19 protein-coding genes and 2 pseudogenes are annotated in these 20,093 nt (G+C 73.8%); 10 read left to right on the top strand and 11 right to left on the bottom strand.

Annotated elements, in window-relative coordinates; genetic code table 11:
- The first annotated feature begins 3 nt into the window (after positions 1 to 3).
- The 3 genes and pseudogenes from Phou_RS08485 to Phou_RS08495 all read left to right on the top strand — a co-directional run bounded on the left by Phou_RS08485 (position 4) and on the right by Phou_RS08495 (position 3,300).
- Positions 4 to 795 (top strand): carotenoid biosynthesis protein, encoded by a 792-nt coding sequence (locus tag Phou_RS08485; protein WP_173055079.1) that lies wholly within the window; start codon positions 4 to 6, stop codon positions 793 to 795.
- Positions 789 to 1,867 (top strand): annotated as a pseudogene (locus tag Phou_RS08490) (glycosyltransferase family 2 protein). Before Phou_RS08485 ends, Phou_RS08490 begins: the two are co-directional and overlap by 7 nt.
- Entirely contained in the window at positions 1,864 to 3,300 is a 1,437-nt protein-coding gene (locus tag Phou_RS08495) for a phytoene desaturase family protein (RefSeq protein ID WP_173055081.1), read from the top strand. Before Phou_RS08490 ends, Phou_RS08495 begins: the two are co-directional and overlap by 4 nt.
- A gap of 24 nt (positions 3,301 to 3,324) precedes the next feature.
- Here the strand turns inward: Phou_RS08495 and Phou_RS08500 are convergent, their stop codons facing one another.
- Positions 3,325 to 3,993, bottom strand: a complete 669-nt coding sequence (locus tag Phou_RS08500) for a CDP-alcohol phosphatidyltransferase family protein (RefSeq protein ID WP_246273401.1) — start codon at positions 3,991 to 3,993, stop codon at positions 3,325 to 3,327.
- Positions 3,994 to 4,020: 27 nt separating this feature from the next.
- The gene (metF, locus tag Phou_RS08505) at positions 4,021 to 4,941 is read right to left on the bottom strand and encodes a methylenetetrahydrofolate reductase [NAD(P)H] (RefSeq protein WP_173055083.1); all 921 of its coding nucleotides are present in this window, start codon (positions 4,939 to 4,941) and stop codon (positions 4,021 to 4,023) included.
- Between the two features lie 287 nt (positions 4,942 to 5,228).
- Between metF and Phou_RS08510 the strand changes: the two genes are divergently transcribed.
- Together Phou_RS08510 and Phou_RS08515 are read left to right on the top strand one after the other, a co-directional pair.
- The gene (locus tag Phou_RS08510) at positions 5,229 to 6,755 is read left to right on the top strand and encodes an NsdA family TPR-like regulatory protein (protein WP_246273403.1); all 1,527 of its coding nucleotides are present in this window, start codon (positions 5,229 to 5,231) and stop codon (positions 6,753 to 6,755) included.
- A gap of 9 nt (positions 6,756 to 6,764) precedes the next feature.
- Positions 6,765 to 7,849: pseudogene (locus Phou_RS08515) on the top strand (polyprenyl synthetase family protein).
- Positions 7,850 to 7,852: 3 nt separating this feature from the next.
- On the opposite strand, the gene Phou_RS08520 reads toward Phou_RS08515, so the two are convergent.
- The 5 genes from Phou_RS08520 to Phou_RS08540 form a co-directional block, all read right to left on the bottom strand.
- Entirely contained in the window at positions 7,853 to 8,314 is a 462-nt protein-coding gene (locus Phou_RS08520) for a barstar family protein (protein ID WP_218578875.1), read from the bottom strand.
- A 159-nt stretch (positions 8,315 to 8,473) separates the two neighbouring features.
- Complete coding sequence (locus Phou_RS08525) at positions 8,474 to 8,782, bottom strand: lycopene cyclase domain-containing protein (RefSeq protein ID WP_173055085.1); 309 nt, start codon at positions 8,780 to 8,782, stop codon at positions 8,474 to 8,476.
- The gene (locus Phou_RS08530) at positions 8,779 to 9,093 is read right to left on the bottom strand and encodes a lycopene cyclase domain-containing protein (protein WP_173055087.1); all 315 of its coding nucleotides are present in this window, start codon (positions 9,091 to 9,093) and stop codon (positions 8,779 to 8,781) included. Before Phou_RS08530 ends, Phou_RS08525 begins: the two co-directional genes overlap by 4 nt.
- Before the next feature lie 2 nt (positions 9,094 to 9,095).
- On the bottom strand, positions 9,096 to 9,467 hold the full coding sequence (locus Phou_RS08535) for an Rv2175c family DNA-binding protein (protein ID WP_173055089.1): 372 nt from the start codon (positions 9,465 to 9,467) through the stop codon (positions 9,096 to 9,098).
- A gap of 343 nt (positions 9,468 to 9,810) precedes the next feature.
- Positions 9,811 to 10,173 carry a hypothetical protein gene (locus Phou_RS08540; protein ID WP_173055091.1) on the bottom strand — a complete coding sequence of 121 codons (363 nt, stop codon included), beginning with the start codon at positions 10,171 to 10,173 and terminating at the stop codon, positions 9,811 to 9,813.
- 79 nt (positions 10,174 to 10,252) lie between these two features.
- Here Phou_RS08540 and pknB point away from each other — a divergent pair, with 79 nt between their 5' ends.
- From pknB to bfr, 4 genes are read left to right on the top strand one after another with little or no spacing between them, the layout of a single operon-like run.
- Positions 10,253 to 12,208 carry a Stk1 family PASTA domain-containing Ser/Thr kinase gene (gene pknB / locus Phou_RS08545; RefSeq protein WP_173055093.1) on the top strand — a complete coding sequence of 652 codons (1,956 nt, stop codon included), beginning with the start codon at positions 10,253 to 10,255 and terminating at the stop codon, positions 12,206 to 12,208.
- Between the two features lie 46 nt (positions 12,209 to 12,254).
- Positions 12,255 to 13,139: a deoxyribonuclease IV gene (locus Phou_RS08550; protein ID WP_173055096.1), complete on the top strand. Its 885-nt coding sequence runs from the start codon at positions 12,255 to 12,257 to the stop codon at positions 13,137 to 13,139.
- A gap of 56 nt (positions 13,140 to 13,195) precedes the next feature.
- Positions 13,196 to 13,387, top strand: a complete 192-nt coding sequence (locus Phou_RS08555) for a (2Fe-2S)-binding protein (RefSeq protein ID WP_173055098.1) — start codon at positions 13,196 to 13,198, stop codon at positions 13,385 to 13,387.
- 54 nt (positions 13,388 to 13,441) lie between these two features.
- On the top strand, positions 13,442 to 13,924 hold the full coding sequence (gene bfr / locus Phou_RS08560; protein ID WP_173055100.1) for a bacterioferritin: 483 nt from the start codon (positions 13,442 to 13,444) through the stop codon (positions 13,922 to 13,924).
- Positions 13,925 to 13,976: 52 nt separating this feature from the next.
- Here bfr and Phou_RS08565 read toward each other — a convergent pair whose 3' ends face one another.
- On the bottom strand, positions 13,977 to 14,432 hold the full coding sequence (locus Phou_RS08565) for an SRPBCC family protein (protein WP_246273412.1): 456 nt from the start codon (positions 14,430 to 14,432) through the stop codon (positions 13,977 to 13,979).
- 129 nt (positions 14,433 to 14,561) lie between these two features.
- Here Phou_RS08565 and Phou_RS08570 point away from each other — a divergent pair, with 129 nt between their 5' ends.
- Positions 14,562 to 15,131 (top strand): GNAT family N-acetyltransferase, encoded by a 570-nt coding sequence (locus Phou_RS08570; RefSeq protein WP_173055104.1) that lies wholly within the window; start codon positions 14,562 to 14,564, stop codon positions 15,129 to 15,131.
- An 869-nt stretch (positions 15,132 to 16,000) separates the two neighbouring features.
- Here Phou_RS08570 and Phou_RS08575 read toward each other — a convergent pair.
- The 3 genes from Phou_RS08575 to Phou_RS08585 all read right to left on the bottom strand — a co-directional run bounded on the left by Phou_RS08575 (position 16,001) and on the right by Phou_RS08585 (position 20,087).
- Positions 16,001 to 17,020, bottom strand: a complete 1,020-nt coding sequence (locus Phou_RS08575; protein ID WP_173055106.1) for a threonine aldolase family protein — start codon at positions 17,018 to 17,020, stop codon at positions 16,001 to 16,003.
- On the bottom strand, positions 17,017 to 18,408 hold the full coding sequence (locus Phou_RS08580; protein ID WP_173055108.1) for a class II 3-deoxy-7-phosphoheptulonate synthase: 1,392 nt from the start codon (positions 18,406 to 18,408) through the stop codon (positions 17,017 to 17,019). The genes Phou_RS08575 and Phou_RS08580 overlap by 4 nt, the downstream gene beginning before the upstream one ends.
- Before the next feature lie 869 nt (positions 18,409 to 19,277).
- Positions 19,278 to 20,087 carry a DUF6807 domain-containing protein gene (locus tag Phou_RS08585; protein ID WP_173055110.1) on the bottom strand — a complete coding sequence of 270 codons (810 nt, stop codon included), beginning with the start codon at positions 20,085 to 20,087 and terminating at the stop codon, positions 19,278 to 19,280.
- Positions 20,088 to 20,093 lie beyond the last annotated feature (6 nt).

The following is a 20,093-nucleotide window of genomic DNA, read 5'->3' on the forward strand; positions in this document are numbered from 1 at the left end:
ACGATGAGGCGCCGCCTGCCCTGGGCCCTGCTCGGCGGGCTCGTCCTCCTCCAGATCAGCTACCCGCTCAGCGGCGGCGACACCCGCGCGGCGGTCACCGTCGCCACGGTCATGCTCGGGTACGCGACCTCGGTGAGCCACGCGCTGCTCACCCGCGGCCCTCGCGCGACCGTGCTGCTCGTCGCCGTCACCACGGGCGGCGGCTTCGCGGTCGAGGCGCTGGGCGTGGCGACCGGCTTCCCCTTCGGCGAGTACACCTACTCCGGCGACCTCGGCCCCCGGCTCGCCGGCGTGCCGGTCGTGGTGCCGCTCGCCTGGACCTGGATGGCCTGGCCGGCGTGGCTCGGGGCGGTGCGGGTCACCCGCTCCCGGCCGGCCCAGGTGGTGCTCGCCGCGGTCGGCCTGGCCGCATGGGACCTCTTCCTCGACCCGCAGATGGTCGCCGAGGGGTACTGGACCTGGGTCGACCCGCACCCCGCCCTGCCCGGCGTGCCCGGCGTACCGGTCGGCAACTACCTCGGCTGGCTCGCGGTGGCGCTCGTGATGGCCGCGCTCATCCGGACCACCGGCACCCGGCCCGGCCCGGACGACGCCCCGATGTACGCGCTGTACCTGTGGACGTACGTGGCCAGCATCGTGGCGCACGCGGTCTTCCTGGACCTGCCCGGCGTGGCTTCGGCGCTGTGGGGCGCGCTCGGCATGGGCCTGCTCGCCGCCCCGCTGGCGTGGTCGCTGCGGGAGGAGAGCGGCCCGCGGTCACCCGCGGCTCCCCGCCGCGCCGGAGAGCCATGGTGACCTGGGTACTCGTCGTCGCGGTCGCCGCGCTCACCGCGCACACGCTCGTCAACGCACGGCTGCTCCGCCGCCCCCGCGCCGCCGCCTCCACAGTGGACGAGAGCGTGGCCGTGCTCCTCCCGCTGCGCGACGAGGCGGCCCGCGTCGAGCCGTGCCTGCGCGCGCTGAAGGCGCAGGAGGGCGTACCGGGGCTGGAGGTGATCGCGCTGGACGACGGCTCCACCGACGGCACCGCCGACCTTGTCCGTGCGCACGGCCTGCGGGTGGAGGATGGCACCGCGCCGCCGCCGGGCTGGCTCGGCAAGCCGCACGCCTGCCACCAGCTCGCCGCCCGCGCGCCGCACGCCACCGTGCTCGTCTTCGTCGACGCGGACGTGGTGCTCGCACCGCACGCCGTGGCAGCCGCCGTGTGCGAGCTCCGGGCGGCCGGGGTGGACCTGCTCTCGCCCTACCCGCGGATCGTGGCCGGTACGGCCGGCGAACGGCTCGTCCAGCCGCTACTGCAGTGGTCGTGGCTCACCTTCCTGCCGCTGCGCGCGATGGAGCGCTCGCCGCGCCCCTCCCTCGCGGCGGCGGGCGGGCAGTTTCTGGTCGTGGACCGCGCGGGGTACGACCGGGCCGGCGGCCACGCGGGCGTGCGCGACGAGGTGCTGGAGGACGTGGCGCTGGCGCGCGCGGTCAAGCGGACCGGGGGCGGATCGCGCTCGCCGACGGGTCGGGGCTGGCCACCTGCCGCATGTACGGCTCGTGGGGCGAGCTCGTGTCCGGCTACTCGAAGTCGCTGTGGGCGGCGTTCGGCTCGCCGGTGGGCGCGGCCGCCGTCGTGGTGCTGCTCCTGCTGCTGTACACCGCCCCGGTTCTTCTGGTCACGGTCAATGTGGCGGCCGGTCTGTGCGGGTACTCCGTCGGGGTCCTGGGTCGTGTGGTGGCGGCGCGGGCGACCGGGGGTCGGGCCTGGCCGGACGCGGTGGCCCACCCGGTTTCGATAGTGGTGTTCGGGTGGCTTGTGGTGCGCTCCTACCGGGAGCGGCGGCGGGGCCGGCTGGTCTGGCGGGGGCGGAGGGTGCCGTGAAGGTCGTGATCGTGGGAGCGGGCGTGGGCGGCCTCACCGCCGCGCTGCGGTTGGCCGGCGCGGGGCACGAGGTGACCGTGCTGGAGCGGTCCGCGGTGGTGGGCGGCAAGCTGGCGAGGTACGCGCGGGACGGTTTCGCCTTCGACACCGGCCCGAGCCTGCTCACGCTGCCGGAGGTCTTCGGCGACTCGCTGCGCGGCCCTTTTCGCCCCGGCGCGGGCTCGGGACCGGACGAAACAGGCTGGACGGCGCTGGAGCCGGTGCCGCTGGACCCGATCGTGCGCCACCGCTTTCCGGACGGCGCGGTGCTCGACTCGTGCCGGGACCCGGACGCGTTCGCCGGCCGGGTCGCGACGGTGCTGGGCGAGGCGGCGGCCGAGGAGTGGGCGGCGCTGTGGCGGCGGGCGGGGCGGATCTGGGACGCCTCGTGGCGGCATGTGCTGCGCACTCCGCTCGCGCCGGCGCGGCAGGCGTGGCGGCTGCGCGACCTGTGGGCGATCCGGCCGGGGCAGACGCTGCGCGGCGTGGGGGTGCGCGACCCGCGGCTGCGGATGTTCGTGGACAGGTACGCCACGTACGCCGGCGCCGACCCCCGCCGCGCGCCGGCGGCCCTGCTCGCGGTGGTGTACGCGGAGCTGGCCTTCGGCGGCTGGTACCTGCCCGGCGGCCTGGCCACGCTCGCCGACGCGCTGCTGTCCCGCTGCCTCGACCGCGGCGTGGTGGTCCGCACGCAGACGCCGGTCACCGCGATCGACGCGGCGGGCGGGCGGGTGCACGGGGTGCGCGCGGGCGGCGAACGCATACCCGCCGACGTGGTGGTGACCGATGTGGACGCCGCCACCGTGTACCGCGACCTGCTGCCGGCACCGCGCCGCCTGGCCCGGCTGGCCGACCGCAGCCTGGCCGGTTTCGTGCTGCTGCTCGGCGTGCGCGGCGATTCGGGTCTGGCCCACCACAACGTGTTCTTCCCGGAGGACTACGACGCGGAGTTCGACGCGGTCTTCGGCGACCCGGGCCGGGGTGTGCGCGCCCGGCCCGCGCCGGACCCCACCGTGTACGTGACGGTGGCGGACGACCCGCTGGTCCGGCCGGCCGGGCACGAGGCGTGGTTCGTGCTGGTCAACGCCGCCCGGCAGGGCACGGCACCGTCCGCTGTGGACTGGCGCCGCCCCGGGCTGGCGGAGGCGTACGCGGAACGGATCCTGGACGTGCTGGAAAGCCGTGGCGTCGCGGTCCGCGACCGCCTCGCCTTCCGCGAAGTGCTGCTGCCCAGCGACCCGATCTACGGTACGGCCGGCTCACTGACCCGCCCGCCGAACCGCGGCCCGGTCGAGGGGCTCTTCCTGGTCGGCGGCACCGTCCACCCGGGCGGCGGCCTGCCGATGGTGACGCTGAGCGCCGAGATCGCCGCCGCGCAGATCGGCCCGGCCTGACCCGACCCCCCGCCCCCGCCGGGGTCAGCGCATCGCGCGGTGGAAGGCGGCGAGCAGCTGCAGCAGGCCGACCAGCGCCAGCAGCACCCACACCGCGGTCACCACGGTGATCGTTCCGGCGGGCAGGTCGGCTTGTACCAGCTCGACCGCGCCGGCCAGCAGCAGGCCGACGAAGGCGATCGACACACGGGTGGGGCGTTCGCCGACGGTGACCACGCCGATGTCGCGCATGCCGGCGGCGGCGACGCGGGCGCGCACGTACTCGTGGAGCCAGGACAGGCCGCCGGCCGTCACCACCAGAATGCCCGGCGCGCCCACCAGCCAGAAGGCCATCAGCCAGGCCGCCTCGCCCAGCCGGTCGGCCACCGAGTCGTAGAGGTAGCCGAGGCGGGTGGCGCGGCCGGACACCACCGCGGTGGCGCCGTCGGCGCTGTCGGCCATCGCGGCCAGCAGCACGAACACCGCGGCGAGGGCGGGGCGACCGGCCAGCACCGGCACGGAGACGCACAGGACAAGGCCGGCGAAGGTGACCCCGCCGGGTGAGATGCCGATGCGGGCCAGGCCCGAGCCGATGACGTACGCCACGCGCAGCCAGCCGCGCACCATCGGCCCGGCCTTGCGGGGGTCGAACCCACCGTGCAGCCGGGCCCACGCGACCGCGTACTCGTCCCAGCTCAGCCGGTCCCGTCCCACCTTCGGATCAACCGCGCAGCGGGTCGATCAGACGCGGGCGCCGGCCGGCAGGTTCTGCCACACCTCGCGGGTCGCCGTCGACCGGTTGAGCGTGATGAAGTGGATGCCCGGCACGCCCTCGTCGAGCAGCCGCGTGCACATCTCGCTGCACTGCTCGATGCCGAGCCGGCGCACCGCCTCGGCGTCGTCGGCGATCCGCTCGAAGCGCGCGAGCAGCGCCGGCGGGAAGGGGGCGCCGGAGAGCTGCTCGGACCGCTCGATCGTGGCCATCCGGGTCACCGGCATGACGCCCGGCACGATCGGGGTGTCGCAGCCGGCGGCGGCCACCCGGTCGCGAAGGCGCAGGTAGTCGTCGGCGTCGAAGAACATCTGGGTGATCGCGAAGTCGGCGCCGGCCCGGCACTTTTCGATGAAGCGGTCGGTGTCGGAGGCGATGTCGGGCGAGCGTGGGTGCTTGTACGGGAAGGCGGCCACGCCGACGCAGAAGTCGCCGGACTCCTTGAGGAGGCGGACCAGATCCGCCGCGTACATCACGCCGTCGGGGTGCCGCACCCACTCGCCCATCGGGTTGCCCGGAGGGTCGCCACGCACCGCCAGCACGTTGCGCACGCCGACGCCGGCCAGGCGGCCGATCACGTGGCGCAGCTCGGCGACCGAGTGGTTGACCGCGGTGAGGTGGGCCATCGGCAGCAGCGTGGTCTCGGTGGCCACGCGCTCGGTCACCGAGACGGTGGTGTCGCGGGTGGTCCCGCCCGCCCCGTAGGTGATCGAGACGAACGAGGGACGCAGCGGCTCGAGCTCGCGGATGGCCTGCCACAGCAGCGGCTGCCCCTCCGCCGTCTTGGGCGGGAAGAACTCGAAGGAGAACGTCGGCGCTGGGCCGGCGATCAGGTCGCCGATCGACGGCTGGGAGCCGCCGGGGAGGACGGAGGGTAGACCGAGAGCCACCCAGTGACTGTATCGGTTGGCCTCGACCCGCAGTCGGCCCATCTCAGAGCGTGGCGGCAGGGCGTGCGGATCTTCCACGCCGAAAACGTCGTACCCGCGCGGTAAAAGGTTTGGCAGCACGGGTGCCCGCTCCCGGCCCTTCGCGGGGGTGACCGGCCGGGGGCGGCGCCCCGTGCGGGGTTACGGGGGCGCCCGGCGGCGCCCAGGGGGTGGGGCGCTGCCGGGCGGCCGAGGGGTCGGCACGTGCGTCAGGAGGTTTTCGTGGCTCGAGGGGGCTGAGGTTCGCCGTGTCCGTTGGACGCATCGACCAGGATCCGGGCGGCACGCCGCCGCCATCCACCGCGCCCGCATCGCTGGGCGCCCTGTTGGCCGCGCTCCGGCTGGGGCGCGGCTGGTCGCAGCTGCGCGTGGCCGAGCAGCTCACCGCGGCTGCCGGCGTGCACACCGTCAGCCGGCACGAGGTCAGCCGCTGGGAGCGCGGCGAGCGGGTTCCCGGCGACTTCTGGCTGAGCTGGCTCGCGGTCGTGCTCGACGTGCCGGGCGGGGAGCTGGCGCTGGCCGCCGAGGCCGCCCGCCGAGGCCGGCGATCCACGCTGCCGCCCGCACCGGTCGACGGCCAGGACGACCTTCTCCGCCTCGCCCACGCCTGGCTGGCCGACCCGGCCGGCTCGCTCGGTCGGGCCACGGCCCGGCCCGCCGCCACGCCGGCAGCCAAGGGCGCAGGGCCGGAGCGGCCCGGAGCCGCGCGGGGATCGGGCGGTCGCGCCGCGCACGCGGCGGCGCCCCGCGACCGGGCCGGACCGGTGCCATCGACCCTCGACGCGCTGGCCGGCTGGCTGGCCGGCGCGCGCCGGGCGGCCGCACCGAGCGGGCGGCGCCGCGGTGGAGCCGACCCCGACGCGGTGGCCGCCACGGTCGCCGTCCTGCGCCGGCAGGACGACCTGGTCGGCGGCACCGACCTGGCCGGGCCGGCCGGGCGCGAGCTGGACGCGGCGCTCGGCAGGCCGCCGGGCGGGCCGTCGAGCCGGCGGCTGCTCGCGGTGGTGGCCGAGGCGGCACAGCTCACCGGCTGGCTGGCCGCCGACGCGGGTGACGTGGGCAGCGCGCTCACCGCCTACCGCGCCGCACTCACCGCGGCGGCGGAGGCCGGCGACCGGCCGCTCGCCGCACACGTGCTCGGCTCGGCCAGCCACCTGCTCGCCGGCCACGGCGACCCGCGCGGGGCACTGCTGCTGGCCCGCACCGGCCTGGCCGGCGCCGGCCGGACGGCCTCGGCCACGCTGCGGGCGCTGCTGCTGCACCGGGTGGCGTTCGCGGCCGCGCTGTGCGGCGAGCGCCGGGCCGCGCACGACGCGCTCGACCAGGCCGGCACCATCGCCGCCCGCCGCGACCCGACCCAGGACCCGACCTGGCTGTACTGGGTGGACGAGGCGGAGCTGTCCGCGATGACCGGCCGCAGCATGGCCGCGCTGGGCCGCCCGCTGCGGGCCGAGCCGCTGCTCACCGCCGCCGTGGGCCGCAGCGGACAGCCGCGCACCACCGCCCTCTACGGCGCCTGGCTGGCGCGCGCCTGCCTGGATCTCGGCGAGGTGGAGCGGGCCGGCGAGGTGGCCGGCACCGCGCTGCTCGACGCGGTCCGCTCGGGCTCCGCGCGGGCCGCCGCCGAGGTGGTGAGGGTACGCCCGCGGCTGGCCGCCCACCGCGAGGTGCCCGAGGCCAGACGGTTCGCCGAGCTGGCCACCGCCTGCGGTCCCTATCTGCCCGAAGTTGCAGGGATGGGGCCCCCGAAAGCAGTGGAGATCAGAAGCGACTAGCGTCGTGATGTGGCCGCAGACGACCCCTCATCGTCGCCCGTCGACCGCGCCGACCTGCGCACCCGTGTCGACAAGGCGCTCGCCGAGTTCCTCGCGCGGCAGCGCGACTGGCTCGCGACCGTCGACGAGGCGGTCCTGCCGATCGCCGACGCGATCGAGGACTTCGTGCTCGGCGGCGGCAAGCGGCTGCGCCCCGCGTTCGCCTACTGGGGCTGGCGCGCGGCCGGCGCCGCCGACTCGGACCGGGTGGTGGCCACCGTCGCCGCGCTGGAGCTCGTGCAGGCCAGCGCGCTGATCCACGACGACCTCATGGACCGCTCGGACACCCGGCGGGGCGAGCCGGCGGTGCACCGGCGGTTCGCCGCCCGGCACCGCGCCGCGGGATGGCGGGGGACCCGGACGCGTTCGGCGACTCGGCCGCGATCCTGCTCGGCGACCTGTGCCTGGTCTGGTCCGACGAGCTGCTGCACGCGGGCGGGCTGCCGCCGGAGACCCTCGCTCGGGCCCGGCCGGTCTTCGACGAGATGCGCACCGAGGTCACCGTCGGGCAGTACCTGGACGTTTTCGCCCAGGCCACGGCGCACACCTCGATCGAGCTGGCCAGCAAGGTCGCGCGGTACAAGGCGGCCAAGTACACGGTCGAGCGCCCCCTGCTGCTCGGCGCCGCGCTCGCCGACGCCCCGCCCTCGGTCCATGCCGGCCTCTCGGCGTACGGGCTGCCGCTCGGCGAGGCGTTCCAGTTCCGCGACGACGTGCTCGGCGTGTTCGGCGACCCGGCGCAGACCGGCAAGCCGGCCGGCGACGACCTGCGCGAGGGCAAGCGGACGTACCTGGTGGTGGCGGCCTTCGAGGCGGCCGGCGACGCGGAGCGGGCGGTGCTGGAGGCGCGCCTCGGCGACCCGGCGCTCGATGCCGCCGGCGTGGCCGCGCTGCGCGAGGTGATCAGGTCCACCGGCGCGCTCGACCGCACCGAGGCGCGCATCGCCGAGCTGACCGCGGTGGCCCTCGACGCGCTGGCCACCGCCGACGTCGACCCCGAGGCCCGCGAGGTCCTCGCCGAGCTGGCCGCCGCCGCGACCGCCCGCACCGAGTAGGGCTCAGAGCGTCGGGATCAGCGCGGTGCCGTCCGGCTCCTGGACCGGTCCCGCGCCGCGCAGCAGCACGTAGAGCGGCGGCGCCCCGGCCTCCCGCCGTGCCGCGATGGCCTCGACGAAGACCTGGTGCGCCTGCCGCCACGCCTTGACGTCCGACCGGGCCAGCCCGCCGTACTGCTCCCACAGCAGCACGTGGCCCCGCCAGGCCAGCCACGACAGGTCGGCGAGGCAGTCGAAGAAGGCGTCCCAGCCGCGCCCGGACCAGGCGGGGAATGACAGCTCCTCCGCGCAGCGGTCGAAGAGGTCCAGCCGACCGCCCAGCGCCTTTCCGTCGAGCTGGTGCACCGCCCAGCTGGCGGCCGCGAGCTCGCGGCGCACAGCGCTCGGATGTGCACGGGACAGCCAGCGGTAGACCCCCGGCGGGCGCGTACCCGCAAGGACCGCGGCGAGCCGCGCCGTCGTCACCGGGCTCCCCCTCCTGAGCCGCTCCCCCGCGCGACGCACCGGACCACGGGCCCCCCGACCCTCCGGCGCACGCGCCTGTTGGCGAAGTGTGCCCGCCGTGCCCCGTACAGGCAAGACCGCCCTATGCCCGTTCGGGCAGGTCAACGGGGTATGAAGCGCTTATTCGGGCACGCTCCGGTCACGGCGCCCCCACCAGGTCCACAGGGAGAGCGTGAGCAACACGAGGGCGAAACCGAACAGCAGGTCCTCAACCGGGGCGTAGACGAGGCGGAGCCCGAGGATCGCGTCCGGGTCGTACCGCACGACGCCCCGCCCGGTCAGGATCCCGTTGGAGATCAGCTGAAAGAACACGATGATCGGGTACGTCGCCCAGAAGACCCGCCGCCGCAACAGGCGCGTCCGCAGCACGAACAGGTCCACGACGACCGCACCGGCCACGCCCAGCAGCGCCGCCGCCGTGTACGTCACCGGTCGCCCAGGACTTTCCGGACCGCTTCGAAGCCGAGGATGGCGCAGATCGGGACCACCAGGAAGAAGAGCAGCTCGTCCAGCGGCAGCCCGCCGGGAAACACCACTCCGGTGGTCTGCGCCGGGTCGAACGTCCAGTGACCGGCGGCGATGGCCAGCAGGTCCCACACGACGAAGACCGCCGCGACCGGCACGAGCGTGAGCACCAGCCGCCGCCACTGCTTGAGCACGCCCACCCGCAGCGCCGGCTCCAGCCAGAGCGCGCCGGCGAGGCAGCCGGCGAGCACGGCCAGGTAGGTGAGGTGCCGCACGGTCAGAAGCCCAGCGCCTGCGCCCGCCGCTTGACCTCGGTGGCCCGGCCGGTGCTCAGCGCGTCCGCGGGCTTACCCGGAAGGGTGTCGTCCGGCTCGTAGAGCCACCGCAGGGCCTCTTCGTCGTTGTACCCAGCGTCGTGCAGCAGGGTCAGGACGCCGGGGAGGTGCTTGAGCACGGTGCGGTTGACCACGAACTCGGCAGGCACCCGGAGCACGCCGTCCCGCCGCACGGCGAGCAACGCATGGTCACGGATCATCTGGTTGACCTTGTTGACCGGTACGTCGATGCGCTCGGCGACCTCCGGCAGGGTCAGCCAGGCGGTGGGTCCACCGGAGGCCGGTGACGAAGAGGCCGGTGCGGAATCGGTCACCCGCTCACCCTGCCACGACGGACCCGACGCACACCAGCACCCCTGACTTTCCCCGTAACCCACGCGCGTTACCGGCGGCGGAAGCCGGCGGGCGCGCCCGTTTCGGGCGGCGGTGACCCCTGGCCGGCCGCCGGAAGGACCTTGTCGTGAGGAACGTAGGCCGTGAGGTGTCGGGCGCCTGGCGCTCACTCCGGTACGACCTCTCCCGTCGACCGGCCGGGCCGGTCGACGACGCACCGGCTGACCTGACCTACCCGCAGTACGAGCCGGCCCACCGGCCGCGGCGGCGGGTGCTGGCCGCCACCACGTTCGGGGCGCTTTCGCTGGCCGGCGCGGCGGGTACCTACTTCGCCGTCGTCGGCGGGCTGAGCGCGCTCGCGAGCGAGGAGGCGGTGCCGCCGCCGAACCGGCTGCCGGCGGTGGCCGGGCCGGCGTCGCCGACACCGACCGCGCGGGGCGTGGCATCCGTGCCGAGCCCGTCGCCGAGCCGTACCGTCGTGGCGCCGGCGGGCGGGGCGGTGCCGAGTCCGAGCGGGCGTGCGGTGCTCGGCCGCGCGCCGGTACGCCCGGCGCCGAGCCCGACGTGCGCCTGCGTGACCCCGCCGGTGCCCACGCCGACGTCCGCGCCGCCGGTCGGGCCGACCCCGGATCCCCCTGCGAGTAGTAGTCCACCAGCGCCGACGCCGTCCGCATCGCCCCCGGCCACACCCGGTCCGAGTGACCCGCCGCCCGCAGGTGGATAGGCTCCTGCCGCCGGGCCTGAGGAAGACATAGACTGCCTGCCGATGGAGATACAGGTCGCCGACACGCTACTGGGCACGCTGGTCGACGGGCGCTACCGCATCCGCGGTCGGGTCGCCCGTGGCGGCATGGCGACCGTGTACATGGGCGTGGACGAGCGGCTCGAGCGCACAGTCGCCCTCAAAATCATCAATCCGGCCCAGGTGCGGGAGGCGCGGTTCGTCGAGCGCTTCACCGACGAGGCCAAGACGATCGCGCTCCTCACCCACCCCAACGTGGTTGCCGTCTACGACCAGGGCACCCACGGCGGCCTGCCCTACCTGGTGATGGAGTACGTGCGGGGTCGCACCCTGCGCGACGTGCTCGCCGAGCGCGGCCGGCTCAACCCGGGCGAGGCGCTGGCGATCCTGGAGCAGATGCTCTCCGCGATTGCCGCCGCGCACCGGGCCGGGCTGGTGCACCGCGACGTCAAGCCGGAAAACGTGCTGGTCGCCGAGGCGCCCAGCGGCGGCTCGGGCAACCTTGTGGACAGCGTGGTCAAGGTCGCCGACTTCGGGCTGGCCCGTGCCGTGGAGGCGAGCGCCGACGACGAGGCCGGCGGCCAGCTTATGGCCACCGTGGCGTACGTGGCGCCCGAGCTCGTCACCAACGGCCACGCCGACGCGCGCACCGATGTGTACTCGGCGGGCATCGTGCTCTTCGAGATGCTGACCGGCCGCGTGCCGTACGACGGGGACAAGCCGGTCGAGGTCGCCTGGCAGCACGTCGACCACGACGTCCCGCCGCCCTCCTCGGTCGTGCACAACCTGCCCGAGGTGCTCGACGACCTGGTGGCCCGCGCCACGCGGCGCGACCCCGGCGCCCGGCCGACCGATGCCGGCGCGCTGCTCGCCGAGGTGCAGCAGGTCCGCGACGACCTGGGCAACTCGGCCAACGCCAGCACCGCCGTCCTGCGCCAGGTGGCCCAGCCCACCCAGATCATCGCGCCCGTGTCGCCGGTCGACCGGCCCTCCTGGGCCCGCCTGCCGGAGCAGAAGCCGCAGCCTCCGGGCCGGCGCCGGGCCGCGCCACCGCCCGACGACGGCATCGGCCAGCGGCTGGGCGGCCTGCGCCTGAGGCTGCTCGGCGACCCACGCGCCCGCCTCGCTGTCGTCGCCGCCGCGGCGGTCCTGCTGCTGCTCGCGGTGATCGGCATCTGGTGGGCCGGATTCGGCCGCTACACCGTCGCCCCGCAGCTGGTCAGCATGACCAAGGCCGAGGCGGAGGCGCAGGCCACGAGCGGCGGCTTCGAGATCCAGTACGCCGAGGGCCGCTACGACGAAGAGATCGCCAAGGACGTCGTGCTCGCCCAGGATCCGCCGTCGACCGCGCGGATCGTCAAGGGCGGCACGCTCACGCTGACCCTCTCGCTCGGACCGGAGCGCTACGACGTCCCCGACGTGATCGGCAAGGACCTCGCGCAGGCCAAGGCGGACGTGGAGGGCGCAAAGCTGGTCCTCAAGGAGGGCCCGGCGAAGTTTGACGACCGGCTCCCGAAGGGCATCGTGCTGGCGGTCGACCCCAAGGCGGGCACCAAGGTCAGGCCGGGCACCACGGTCACCGTGACAGTCAGCAAGGGCCGCGCGCCGATCACGGTGCCGGAGGTCGTCGGCAAGAACATCAACGACGCCCGCGCCCAGCTCCAGGCGCTCGGCCTCGTGGTCGTCGAGCAGTACAAGGACGACAACCGCGCCAAGGACGAGGTGATCGCGCAGACTCCGAGCAGCGGCTCCGGCGTCGAGTCGGGTGCGGAGATCAAGCTCGAGGTCAGCAAGGGCCCGCCGCAGGTCATCGTGAGCCGGGTCATCGACCTCCCCTGCCAGCAGGGCAAGGCGCAGCTTGAGGCGCAGGGGCTGCGGGTGCGCGTCGACTTCAACCCCAACGGCATCGTGCGGATCCAGAACCCGGTGGAAAACACCCCGGTCGCCCCGGGCACCGAGGTCGTCATTGGCTGCTTCTAGACCCGCGCGTTCTACACCCGCGCGCACCCGTCCGAGGTCGCGGCCGGTGGCACGGGCAGCCGCGCAGGTCGCGCCGCGTCCGGTCGGCTCGCACACCCCCACGGCCGGCGGGCTGGCGAAGGCGGCACTGCCCTACGTGGACGGTGCCGGGTCCGAGGTGGCCCAGGTCTACGTCTCCAACTCGCGAGGCTGGGCACTGCCGCCCGGCGACCCCGCGCAGGACGAGGCGTTCCTGGCCGGGTGCGCCGAGCGCGGGCTGGCGGCGTACATCCACGCGTCGCTGCTGGTCAACCTCGGCTCTCCCACGGCGGCGACGGTCGAGCGTTCGGCCGAGACGCTGGCACACGCGCTGGCCCGGGGCGCGGCGATCGGCGCCTCCGGAGTGGTCTTCCACGCCGGCAGCGCCGTCGACGAGGGCCACGCCGACGCCGCGATGAAGCAGCTGCGCGAGGCGCTGCTCCCGCTGCTGGACCGGGCCGCCGCGAGCGGTGGGCCGAAGCTGCTGGTCGAGCCGACCGCGGGTGGCGGGCGCTCACTGGCCTCGAAGGTGGAGCACCTGGGGCCGTACCTGGACGCGGTCGACCACCACCCCTGGCTCGGCGTCTGCTTCGACACGTGCCACGCCTGGGCGGCCGGGCACGACCTCGCCACCCCGGGCGGCATGACGGCCACGCTCGACGCGCTGGTGGCGGCGGTGGGTCCGGACCGGCTGTGGCTCGTACACGCCAACGACTCCCGCGACGGCTGCGGCTCGACACGTGACCGGCACGAGACGGTGGGCAAGGGCACGATCGGCGAGGCCGCTTTCGGCGAGCTGATGCGCCACCCGGCGACAGCCGGAGTGCCCGTCGTCGTGGAAACGCCCACCGAGGGATTTGTGGGCCATGCCGCGGACATTGCCACCCTCAAGGGGCTACGCCCTCTTGCATGACCTGGAGTTTTAGGGCACCCTTACTGAGGCCAGGCTAACCACAGTAAGGGCTGTCTATGTATGTCTGCATCTGCGCGCGCGTCCGCGAGGGTGAGGTCCGTTCCGCCATCCGGCTCGGGGCCCGCTCCGAGGAGTCCGTGGGCGACGCGTGTGGCGCTGGCACCGGCTGTGGCACCTGCCTGGACCGCATCTGCGACCTGATCGACGAGGAGAACTCAGCCGACACGCTGCTGCCCCTGGCTGCCTGACCTGCGCAAGGGCGTAGGCTCACCCCCACACGTTCACCTGTGGGGGTCTTCGGCATGCAAGGCGACGCTCGCGTCATCGAGTTTCTCAACGAGCAACTGACAGCGGAGCTGACCGCGATCAACCAGTACTTCCTGCACGCGAAGATGCAGGAAAACTGGGGGTACACGAAGCTCGCCAAGTTCACGAAGCACGAGTCGATCGACGAGATGCGGCACGCGGAAGTGCTGACCGACCGCATCCTCTTCCTCGAGGGCCTGCCCAACTACCAGAAGCTCTTCGCGCTCCGGATCGGCGAGACCGTCAAGGAGCAGTTCGAGTGCGACATGAAGATCGAGCTGGAGGCGGTCGAGCGGCTGCGCCGCGGCATCGAGTACATGCGGTCCATCGGCGACGTCACCTCGGCGAACATCTTCGAGAGCATCCTCGAGGACGAGGAGCACCACGTCGACTACCTCGAGACCCAGCTGGGACTCATCGAAAAGCTGGGCGAGGCGCTCTACCTGCAAAACGTGACGGAGCACCCCGACCCGTCGTAAGTCTCGTCGTCGAAGGTCCCTGCCGGGCGCGCCCGGCAGGGACCTTTCGCGTTCACTCGAGGCCGAACCGCTCCGCGTAACCCTCGCGCAGCTCCTCCCAGCCGAACTCCTTCGCCTCGTCACCGACGATCGACCCGATCGGGTCGCCGGCGAACAGGTGGTCGGCCACGTCGAGGCAGATGTGCCAGCCGGCGGCGACCATGGGCACCCACGTGCGGTCGCGCACGGTGTGGCGCAGCGTCAGCCGGGTCCCCTCCCCGGTCGCCTCCAGCTCCCAGCGCATGAGGTCGCCGCCCCAGTCGTAGACAAGCAGCGCCGGCGGCTCGACCTTGAGCACCTCGGCGGGCGAGCTCTCGCCGTCCGGGCCGCCGAGCATCGTGAAGGTCGCCGGCCCCGCCCCACCGAGGTCACGGTCCGGCACGAACGGCGCCCACTCCCGCAGCTGCCCCGGCTCCACCAGCGCACCCCACACCTTCTCGCGAGGATGGCGGAAGTCGCGGACGAACACGAGCGTCCACCGGTCGCCATCCCCCCGCTCGACGGAAGCGTCAGCGAGCGGCCCAGGCCTGTATTCGGATCTCTCCATAGGCCCTATATTCCTCACGAGGCATATAGCTGTCAAGGTAAGCTGATCGCCGTGATCGAGGTACACCCGGTCGACGCGGACCGGTGGGACGACCTTGCCGAGCTGTTCGGTCCCAGCGGGGCATACTCGGGCTGCTGGTGCATGTGGTTCCGCATCCCGGGCGGCGAGTTCAGCCGCAACGGCAACGCCGGCAACCGCGCCGCGCTGCGGTCACTCGTGGACGGTGGCGAGGCGGTCGGCCTGCTCGGCTACGCCGCCGGACAGCCGGTCGGCTGGTGCACGGTCGCGCCCCGCCCCGCGTACACCCGGATCCTGCGCTCCCCCGCCCTCAAGCCGGAGGATCCCGCGGATGCCACGGTATGGTCCGTCCCCTGCTTCTTCACCCGCCGCGACCACCGCGGCAGCGGCGTTTCGGTGGCCATGCTCGACGCCGCGGTGAGCCACGCACGGGACGCGGGCGCGGCGGCGCTGGAGGGCTACCCGGTCGACACGGCCGGGGGCCGCACGCCACCGGCGGCCGAGCTCTACACCGGCACGGTCACGCTCTTCGCCCGCGCCGGCTTCACCGAACACCGCCGCCCCCCGACGGGCCGCCGCGTCGTGATGCGCCGCGCCCTCTAAAGCCGGCCACCACCCTGATCCCACAGAGGATTTGAGCTACCGCGATGCCCGTCGTGGTCCGGACCGTTGCTCCCGCGGCCTCAACCTCCGCCGCGCACGCCAGGTCCACCCCCAAAGGGTCCGCCTAGCCCGGACGCGAATGCGAGGGGGTGTCGCACCGCAGGGTGCCTCTCAACCTGGTCGACCAATGCGCGCACGGACCAGTCCCGAGCTGCCGTCCCTAGGCGAAGGTCGCGCCCACAGCCCGGCCCATCCCAAGGGTTGTCTCGCCCGGACGCGGATGCGAGGGTGTCGCGCCGCGGATGCCTCTCAACCTGGGCGCACCAATGCGCCCACGGACCGGTCCGTGGGCCACGGCTAGCCTTCCCGGCGAAGGGCAACCCAGTCGCGTTCCTGGGCAACCCGCGCCGAGGAAGCCTGCCACCAACGTCGGCCATCGCCCAGACCAAGTCTCGGGCCAGGTGATGGGTCAGAATCCGCCGGCCATCCCTCCCTCGGGTCGACCGACACCAACAGCCGCCCTCGCACCCCAGCTCGCGGAGAGCGGGCCGGTGGGCGAGGTCGCACGGGGCGGCAGCGGCGGCCCGTCCGGCTCCGCGGCCGGACCAGCCGGGGCCAGGCGCGGCACCCGAGCAGCCAGGCGGGTCTCCCGCGACTAGTGAGGCCGCGAGGTAACCGGTCTCGGCGACAACGGACATCGCGGCAGCGCGGGACCTCACCCACCGCGGAGGGTGGGGCCGCGGGAGCAACGGTCCGGACCACCGCGGACATCGCGGTAGCTCGCATCTGATCCGGTTTTGGAATCTCTGACGATCGCCAGGTCGCACCGGCCCGACGACCGCGCCGCCATGTCCCCGGGTCGGGCCGGCCTAGCCCTTGAAGATGCGGACCAGAACCTCGACCGCGCGGTCGATGGCGTCGTCGTCGAGGTCGAGGTGGGTGACGAGGCGCGCGATGCGCGGTCCCAGCACCGAGACGAGCACCCCCTCGGCCCGGGCCGCCGCGCCGAGGCTGGGCGCGTCGAGGGCCGCGTGGGTGAGGTCGAGGGCCACGATGTTGGTGCGGACGGCGCCGCTCACCACGTCGAACGGTGCCAGTGCCTCGCCCAGCCGTGCCGCGCGGGCGTGGTCGTCGGCGAGGCGGTCGATGTGGTGGGCGACCGCGTACCGCCCGGCGGCCGCGAGCACGCCCGCCTGCCGCATCCCGCCGCCCAGCCGCTTGCGGATGACCCGGCCCGCGGCGATGCGCTCGGCGCTCCCCACGACCAGCGAGCCCACCGGCGCGCCGAGGCCCTTGGAGAGGCAGACGGAGAGGGTGTCGAACAACGCGCCGTACGTCGCCAGGGGGATCCGCGCGGCCACGTGCGCATTCCAGATGCGGGCGCCGTCGCAGTGCAGCGCGAGGCCGGCACCGTCGGCGACGTTGCGCAGCTGCTGGAGTGTGGCGAGCGGGATGACCTCGCCGCCCCGGCGGTTGTGCGTCTGCTCGACGGCGATGGCGCGGGTCGGCACGGCGTGGAAGCCGTCCGGCCGGATCATCGCGGCCACCACGTCCGTGTCGATGTCGCCGCCCACGGCCGCCCAGGTGCGGGTGGAGATGCCGCCGAGCGCGGCCGCGGCTCCCACCTCGTACGTCACGACGTGCGCGTCTCCGTCGCACAGCAGCTCGCTGCCGCGCGGGGTGACGAGCTGGAGAGCGATCTGGTTGGCCATCGAGCCGGTCGGCGTGAAGAGCGCGGCCTCGTGCCCGAACAGCGCGGCGACCTCGGCCTCCAGCGCGTTGACGCTGGGATCCTCGCCGTACACATCGTCGCCGAGGTCGGCCTCGGTGATGGCCTGCCACATGCCGGCGGTGGGCTTGGTGACGGTGTCCGAGCGGAGGTCGATCATCCCCGCAGCATCTCCGCCACGAGGAAGGCCAGCTCCAGCGACTGCTGGGTGTTGAGGCGCGGGTCACACGCCGTCTCGTACCGGTCGGGCAGGTGCACGTCCTCGATCGCCTGCGCACCGCCCAGGCACTCGGTGACGTCCTCGCCGGTCAGCTCGATGTGCATGCCGCCCGGGTGGGTGTTGAGGTTGCGGTGGACCTCGAAGTAGCCCAGCACCTCGTCCACGATGCGGTCGAAGTGCCGCGTCTTGTATCCATTGGACGACTCCACAGTGTTGCCGTGCATCGGGTCGCACTGCCACACCACCTTGGCGCCGCTCGCGGTCACCTTTTCCACGAGCGGCGGGAGCGCGTCGCGCACCTTGTGGTTGCCCATCCGCGAGACCAGCGTGAGGCGGCCCGGCACGTTGTCCGGGTTGAGCTTTTCGCACAGCTCGATCGCCTGCTCCGGCGTGGTCGTCGGGCCGAGCTTGACGCCGATCGGGTTTGCCAGCCGCGACACGAAGTCGACGTGCGCCCCGTCGATCTGCCGCGTGCGCTCGCCCACCCACAGGAAGTGGCCGGACAGCCCGTAAGCCCGGCCGCCGGCGACGCGGGTGAGCGCCCGGTCGTACTCCAAGGCGAGCGCCTCGTGCGAGCAGTACAGCGTGACGGTGCGCAGCGCGTCGTCGTCAGTCATCCCGCACGCCTGGATGAACGCGAGTGCCCGATCGATCTCACGCGCTATCGCCTCGTAGCGCTCGCCGGCGGGCGAGTCGCGCACGAAGCCCTTATTCCAGTCGTGGACGGCGTGCAGGTCGGCGAGGCCGCCGCCGAGGTAGGCACGGAGCATGTTCATCGCGGCGGCCGAGTTGGCATAGGCCCGGATCATCCGCTGCGGATCCGCCACGCGCGCCTCGGGCACCGCCTCCAGCGAATTGATCATGTCGCCGCGATAGGCCGGCAGCCCCAGAGCGTCGGTCAACGCCGAGCGCGGCTTCGTATATTGCCCGGCGACGCGCGCCACCTTGACCACCGGGAGCGAAGCCCCGTATGTGAGGACGACCGCCATCTGGAGCAACGTGCGCGCGTTGGCGGAGAGATGGCTGTCCGTATTGTCGGCGAACGTCTCCGCGCAGTCGCCACCCTGCAGCAGGAACGCCTTGCCCGCCGCGACGAGCGCCAGCCGCTCCCGCAACTGGTCCACCTCGTAGGGCGCGACGACCGGCGGCACGTTGTCGAGGACGCCGCACACCTCGTCGACCACGGCCGGGTCGGGCCAGGGCGGCATCTGCGCCCTCGGCAGCGTCCGCCAGTGGTCAAGGCCCAACGCCCTGACCTCGGGAGAATCGTCGGTGGGGCGTCCGATCTCGAGCCCTGGGTTACGAACCTGATGCCACTCCTGGCGCATGCCTGAGAGCCTACGGCGCCCCCACCCCGACCCGGCACCCAACCCGTCCGTCACTGCGCCGATCCGGTGGGTTTACCCATGAGATTTTGAGCTACCGATGGCCGAGGCGCCGGGGCCGCGGCGCTTGGTCAGTGTGGGCGGCGCCGGCCCGCCACGTCCGCCTGCCCCGCAATCACCAGGCGCCGGGCTCAATCCGCGCGATTCTGTCCGGCGTGATCGGACCGTTGTGCCCCCGGCGGCTCCGCCTGGACGATCTGCCCACCGGGAAGCGAGGGCGTCGGGTCGGTCCTCGATCGACGGGCGACCTGACCATCCGTGGCGATCAAGGAACCCGCCACCGCCCGAGCCGCCACCGGCCGGGAGCACCGCTGGCCCGGCGTTGATGGGACGGCGGCCCGAGCGCCGCCAACCCGACCCGGCCGCGCCGCTGCGACATCGACGTCATCATCACAGCGACGACCCCGCCAGTCGTCCTCGACGAGCATCGGGACGCACCCCGAGAAAGACAAGCATCGGAGCGCACCCAGAGGCGCACTGCCCGCACCGCACGGTTTCGAGGACCCCGCACGACGGCTCGGACCACCACAGACATCACCCGCAGCGCCTCTCGACCTGCGCACACCCGGTGCGCCCGCGAGCCGACCGCCGCCGCCCAAGCCCGACGCCCGCAGCGCCCACGCCCGCGGTGCCGACAACCACAGTGCCGGCGAGCAGACCGCCACCGCTGACACCGACGCCCCCGCCCCGATCAAAGAACCTCCACCCGGGGCAGAAACAGCGTCAGACTCCACGGCCAGCGAACCTGGACGCCCGCGCGGCCGCAAAAGCACCGAATCCCCCATCGCCGCGCGCCAGGACAGAGCGGAACCCTATTGAATGGTTTCACGGTCCAGGGCGCCGTCGGCGATGACGACGCTGTACCTACGGCTGAGCGTGCCGCCCGCCGGAATCGTCAGCGGGCGCTCCCACGCCAGCGCCGCGCACACGCCCGGATAGTCGGCGGCCCGCACGAACCAGCGGTCGTCGCCCTCGATGCCGCGGAAGACCAGGGTGTATCCGGCGCCGCGCACGGCCAGCCACTCGTCGGCGCTGCCGTTGCACTTCTCCTCGCCTTCCACTGTGGACGTGAAGACTTCGGGCACGCCGGGCGCCAGCCGCCAGAAGAAGCCGCCGTAGCCGGCGCCGCCGGGGCGGCCGTTCGTCGCCGGGCTGCCCAGCGTCACGTCGGAGCCCTCCGGCGCGGTGAGCGTGAACGCGAAGTCGAGCGTCCAGCCCAGCCCGGCGGGTGACGCCTGGACCGTGCGCTCCTCCACGAGCAGCGTCCGCCCCGACGGGTCCAGCCACCGCAGCCGCTCCGCGAGCCGCGAGCCGCCATCGCCCGCGGAGGACAGGGGCGTGAGCCACTCGTCGTGCGCAATGCGCCCGTGGTCGTCCAGCCAGGTGTACCCGGCGCCGCGCACATACGTGCGGCCACCCCACAGGTTGGTGCCGTTGACGTCCTGCACGGCAACGCTCACGCCCAGGTGCCAGCGGTGGTCCTCGGGCAGCGTGTCGGTGACCGCCACGCCGCCGAGCGTGCGCACCGGGTGCAGGTACGGGCGGGGTCCGTGCTTGGGGTCGACCTCCGGCTCCACCGCGTACTCCGCGACCACCCGTCCGGCTACCTGCAAATCCACCATTTCGGC

It is taken from the genome of Phytohabitans houttuyneae (genome assembly GCF_011764425.1).
GTDB lineage: Bacteria > Actinomycetota > Actinomycetes > Mycobacteriales > Micromonosporaceae > Phytohabitans > Phytohabitans houttuyneae.

What these genes read in the sequence shown, in the direction of transcription:
- bfr (WP_173055100.1), top strand. Translation starts at nt 13,442, where the DNA reads ATGCAAGGCGACGCTCGCGTCATCGAGTTTCTCAACGAGCAACTGACA.
- Phou_RS08575 (WP_173055106.1), bottom strand. Translation starts at nt 17,020, where the DNA reads ATGATCGACCTCCGCTCGGACACCGTCACCAAGCCCACCGCCGGCATG.
- Phou_RS08555 (WP_173055098.1), top strand. Translation starts at nt 13,196, where the DNA reads ATGTATGTCTGCATCTGCGCGCGCGTCCGCGAGGGTGAGGTCCGTTCC.
- Phou_RS08580 (WP_173055108.1), bottom strand. Translation starts at nt 18,408, where the DNA reads ATGCGCCAGGAGTGGCATCAGGTTCGTAACCCAGGGCTCGAGATCGGA.
- pknB (WP_173055093.1), top strand. Translation starts at nt 10,253, where the DNA reads ATGGAGATACAGGTCGCCGACACGCTACTGGGCACGCTGGTCGACGGG.
- Phou_RS08485 (WP_173055079.1), top strand. Translation starts at nt 4, where the DNA reads ATGAGGCGCCGCCTGCCCTGGGCCCTGCTCGGCGGGCTCGTCCTCCTC.
- Phou_RS08585 (WP_173055110.1), bottom strand. Translation starts at nt 20,087, where the DNA reads ATGGTGGATTTGCAGGTAGCCGGACGGGTGGTCGCGGAGTACGCGGTG.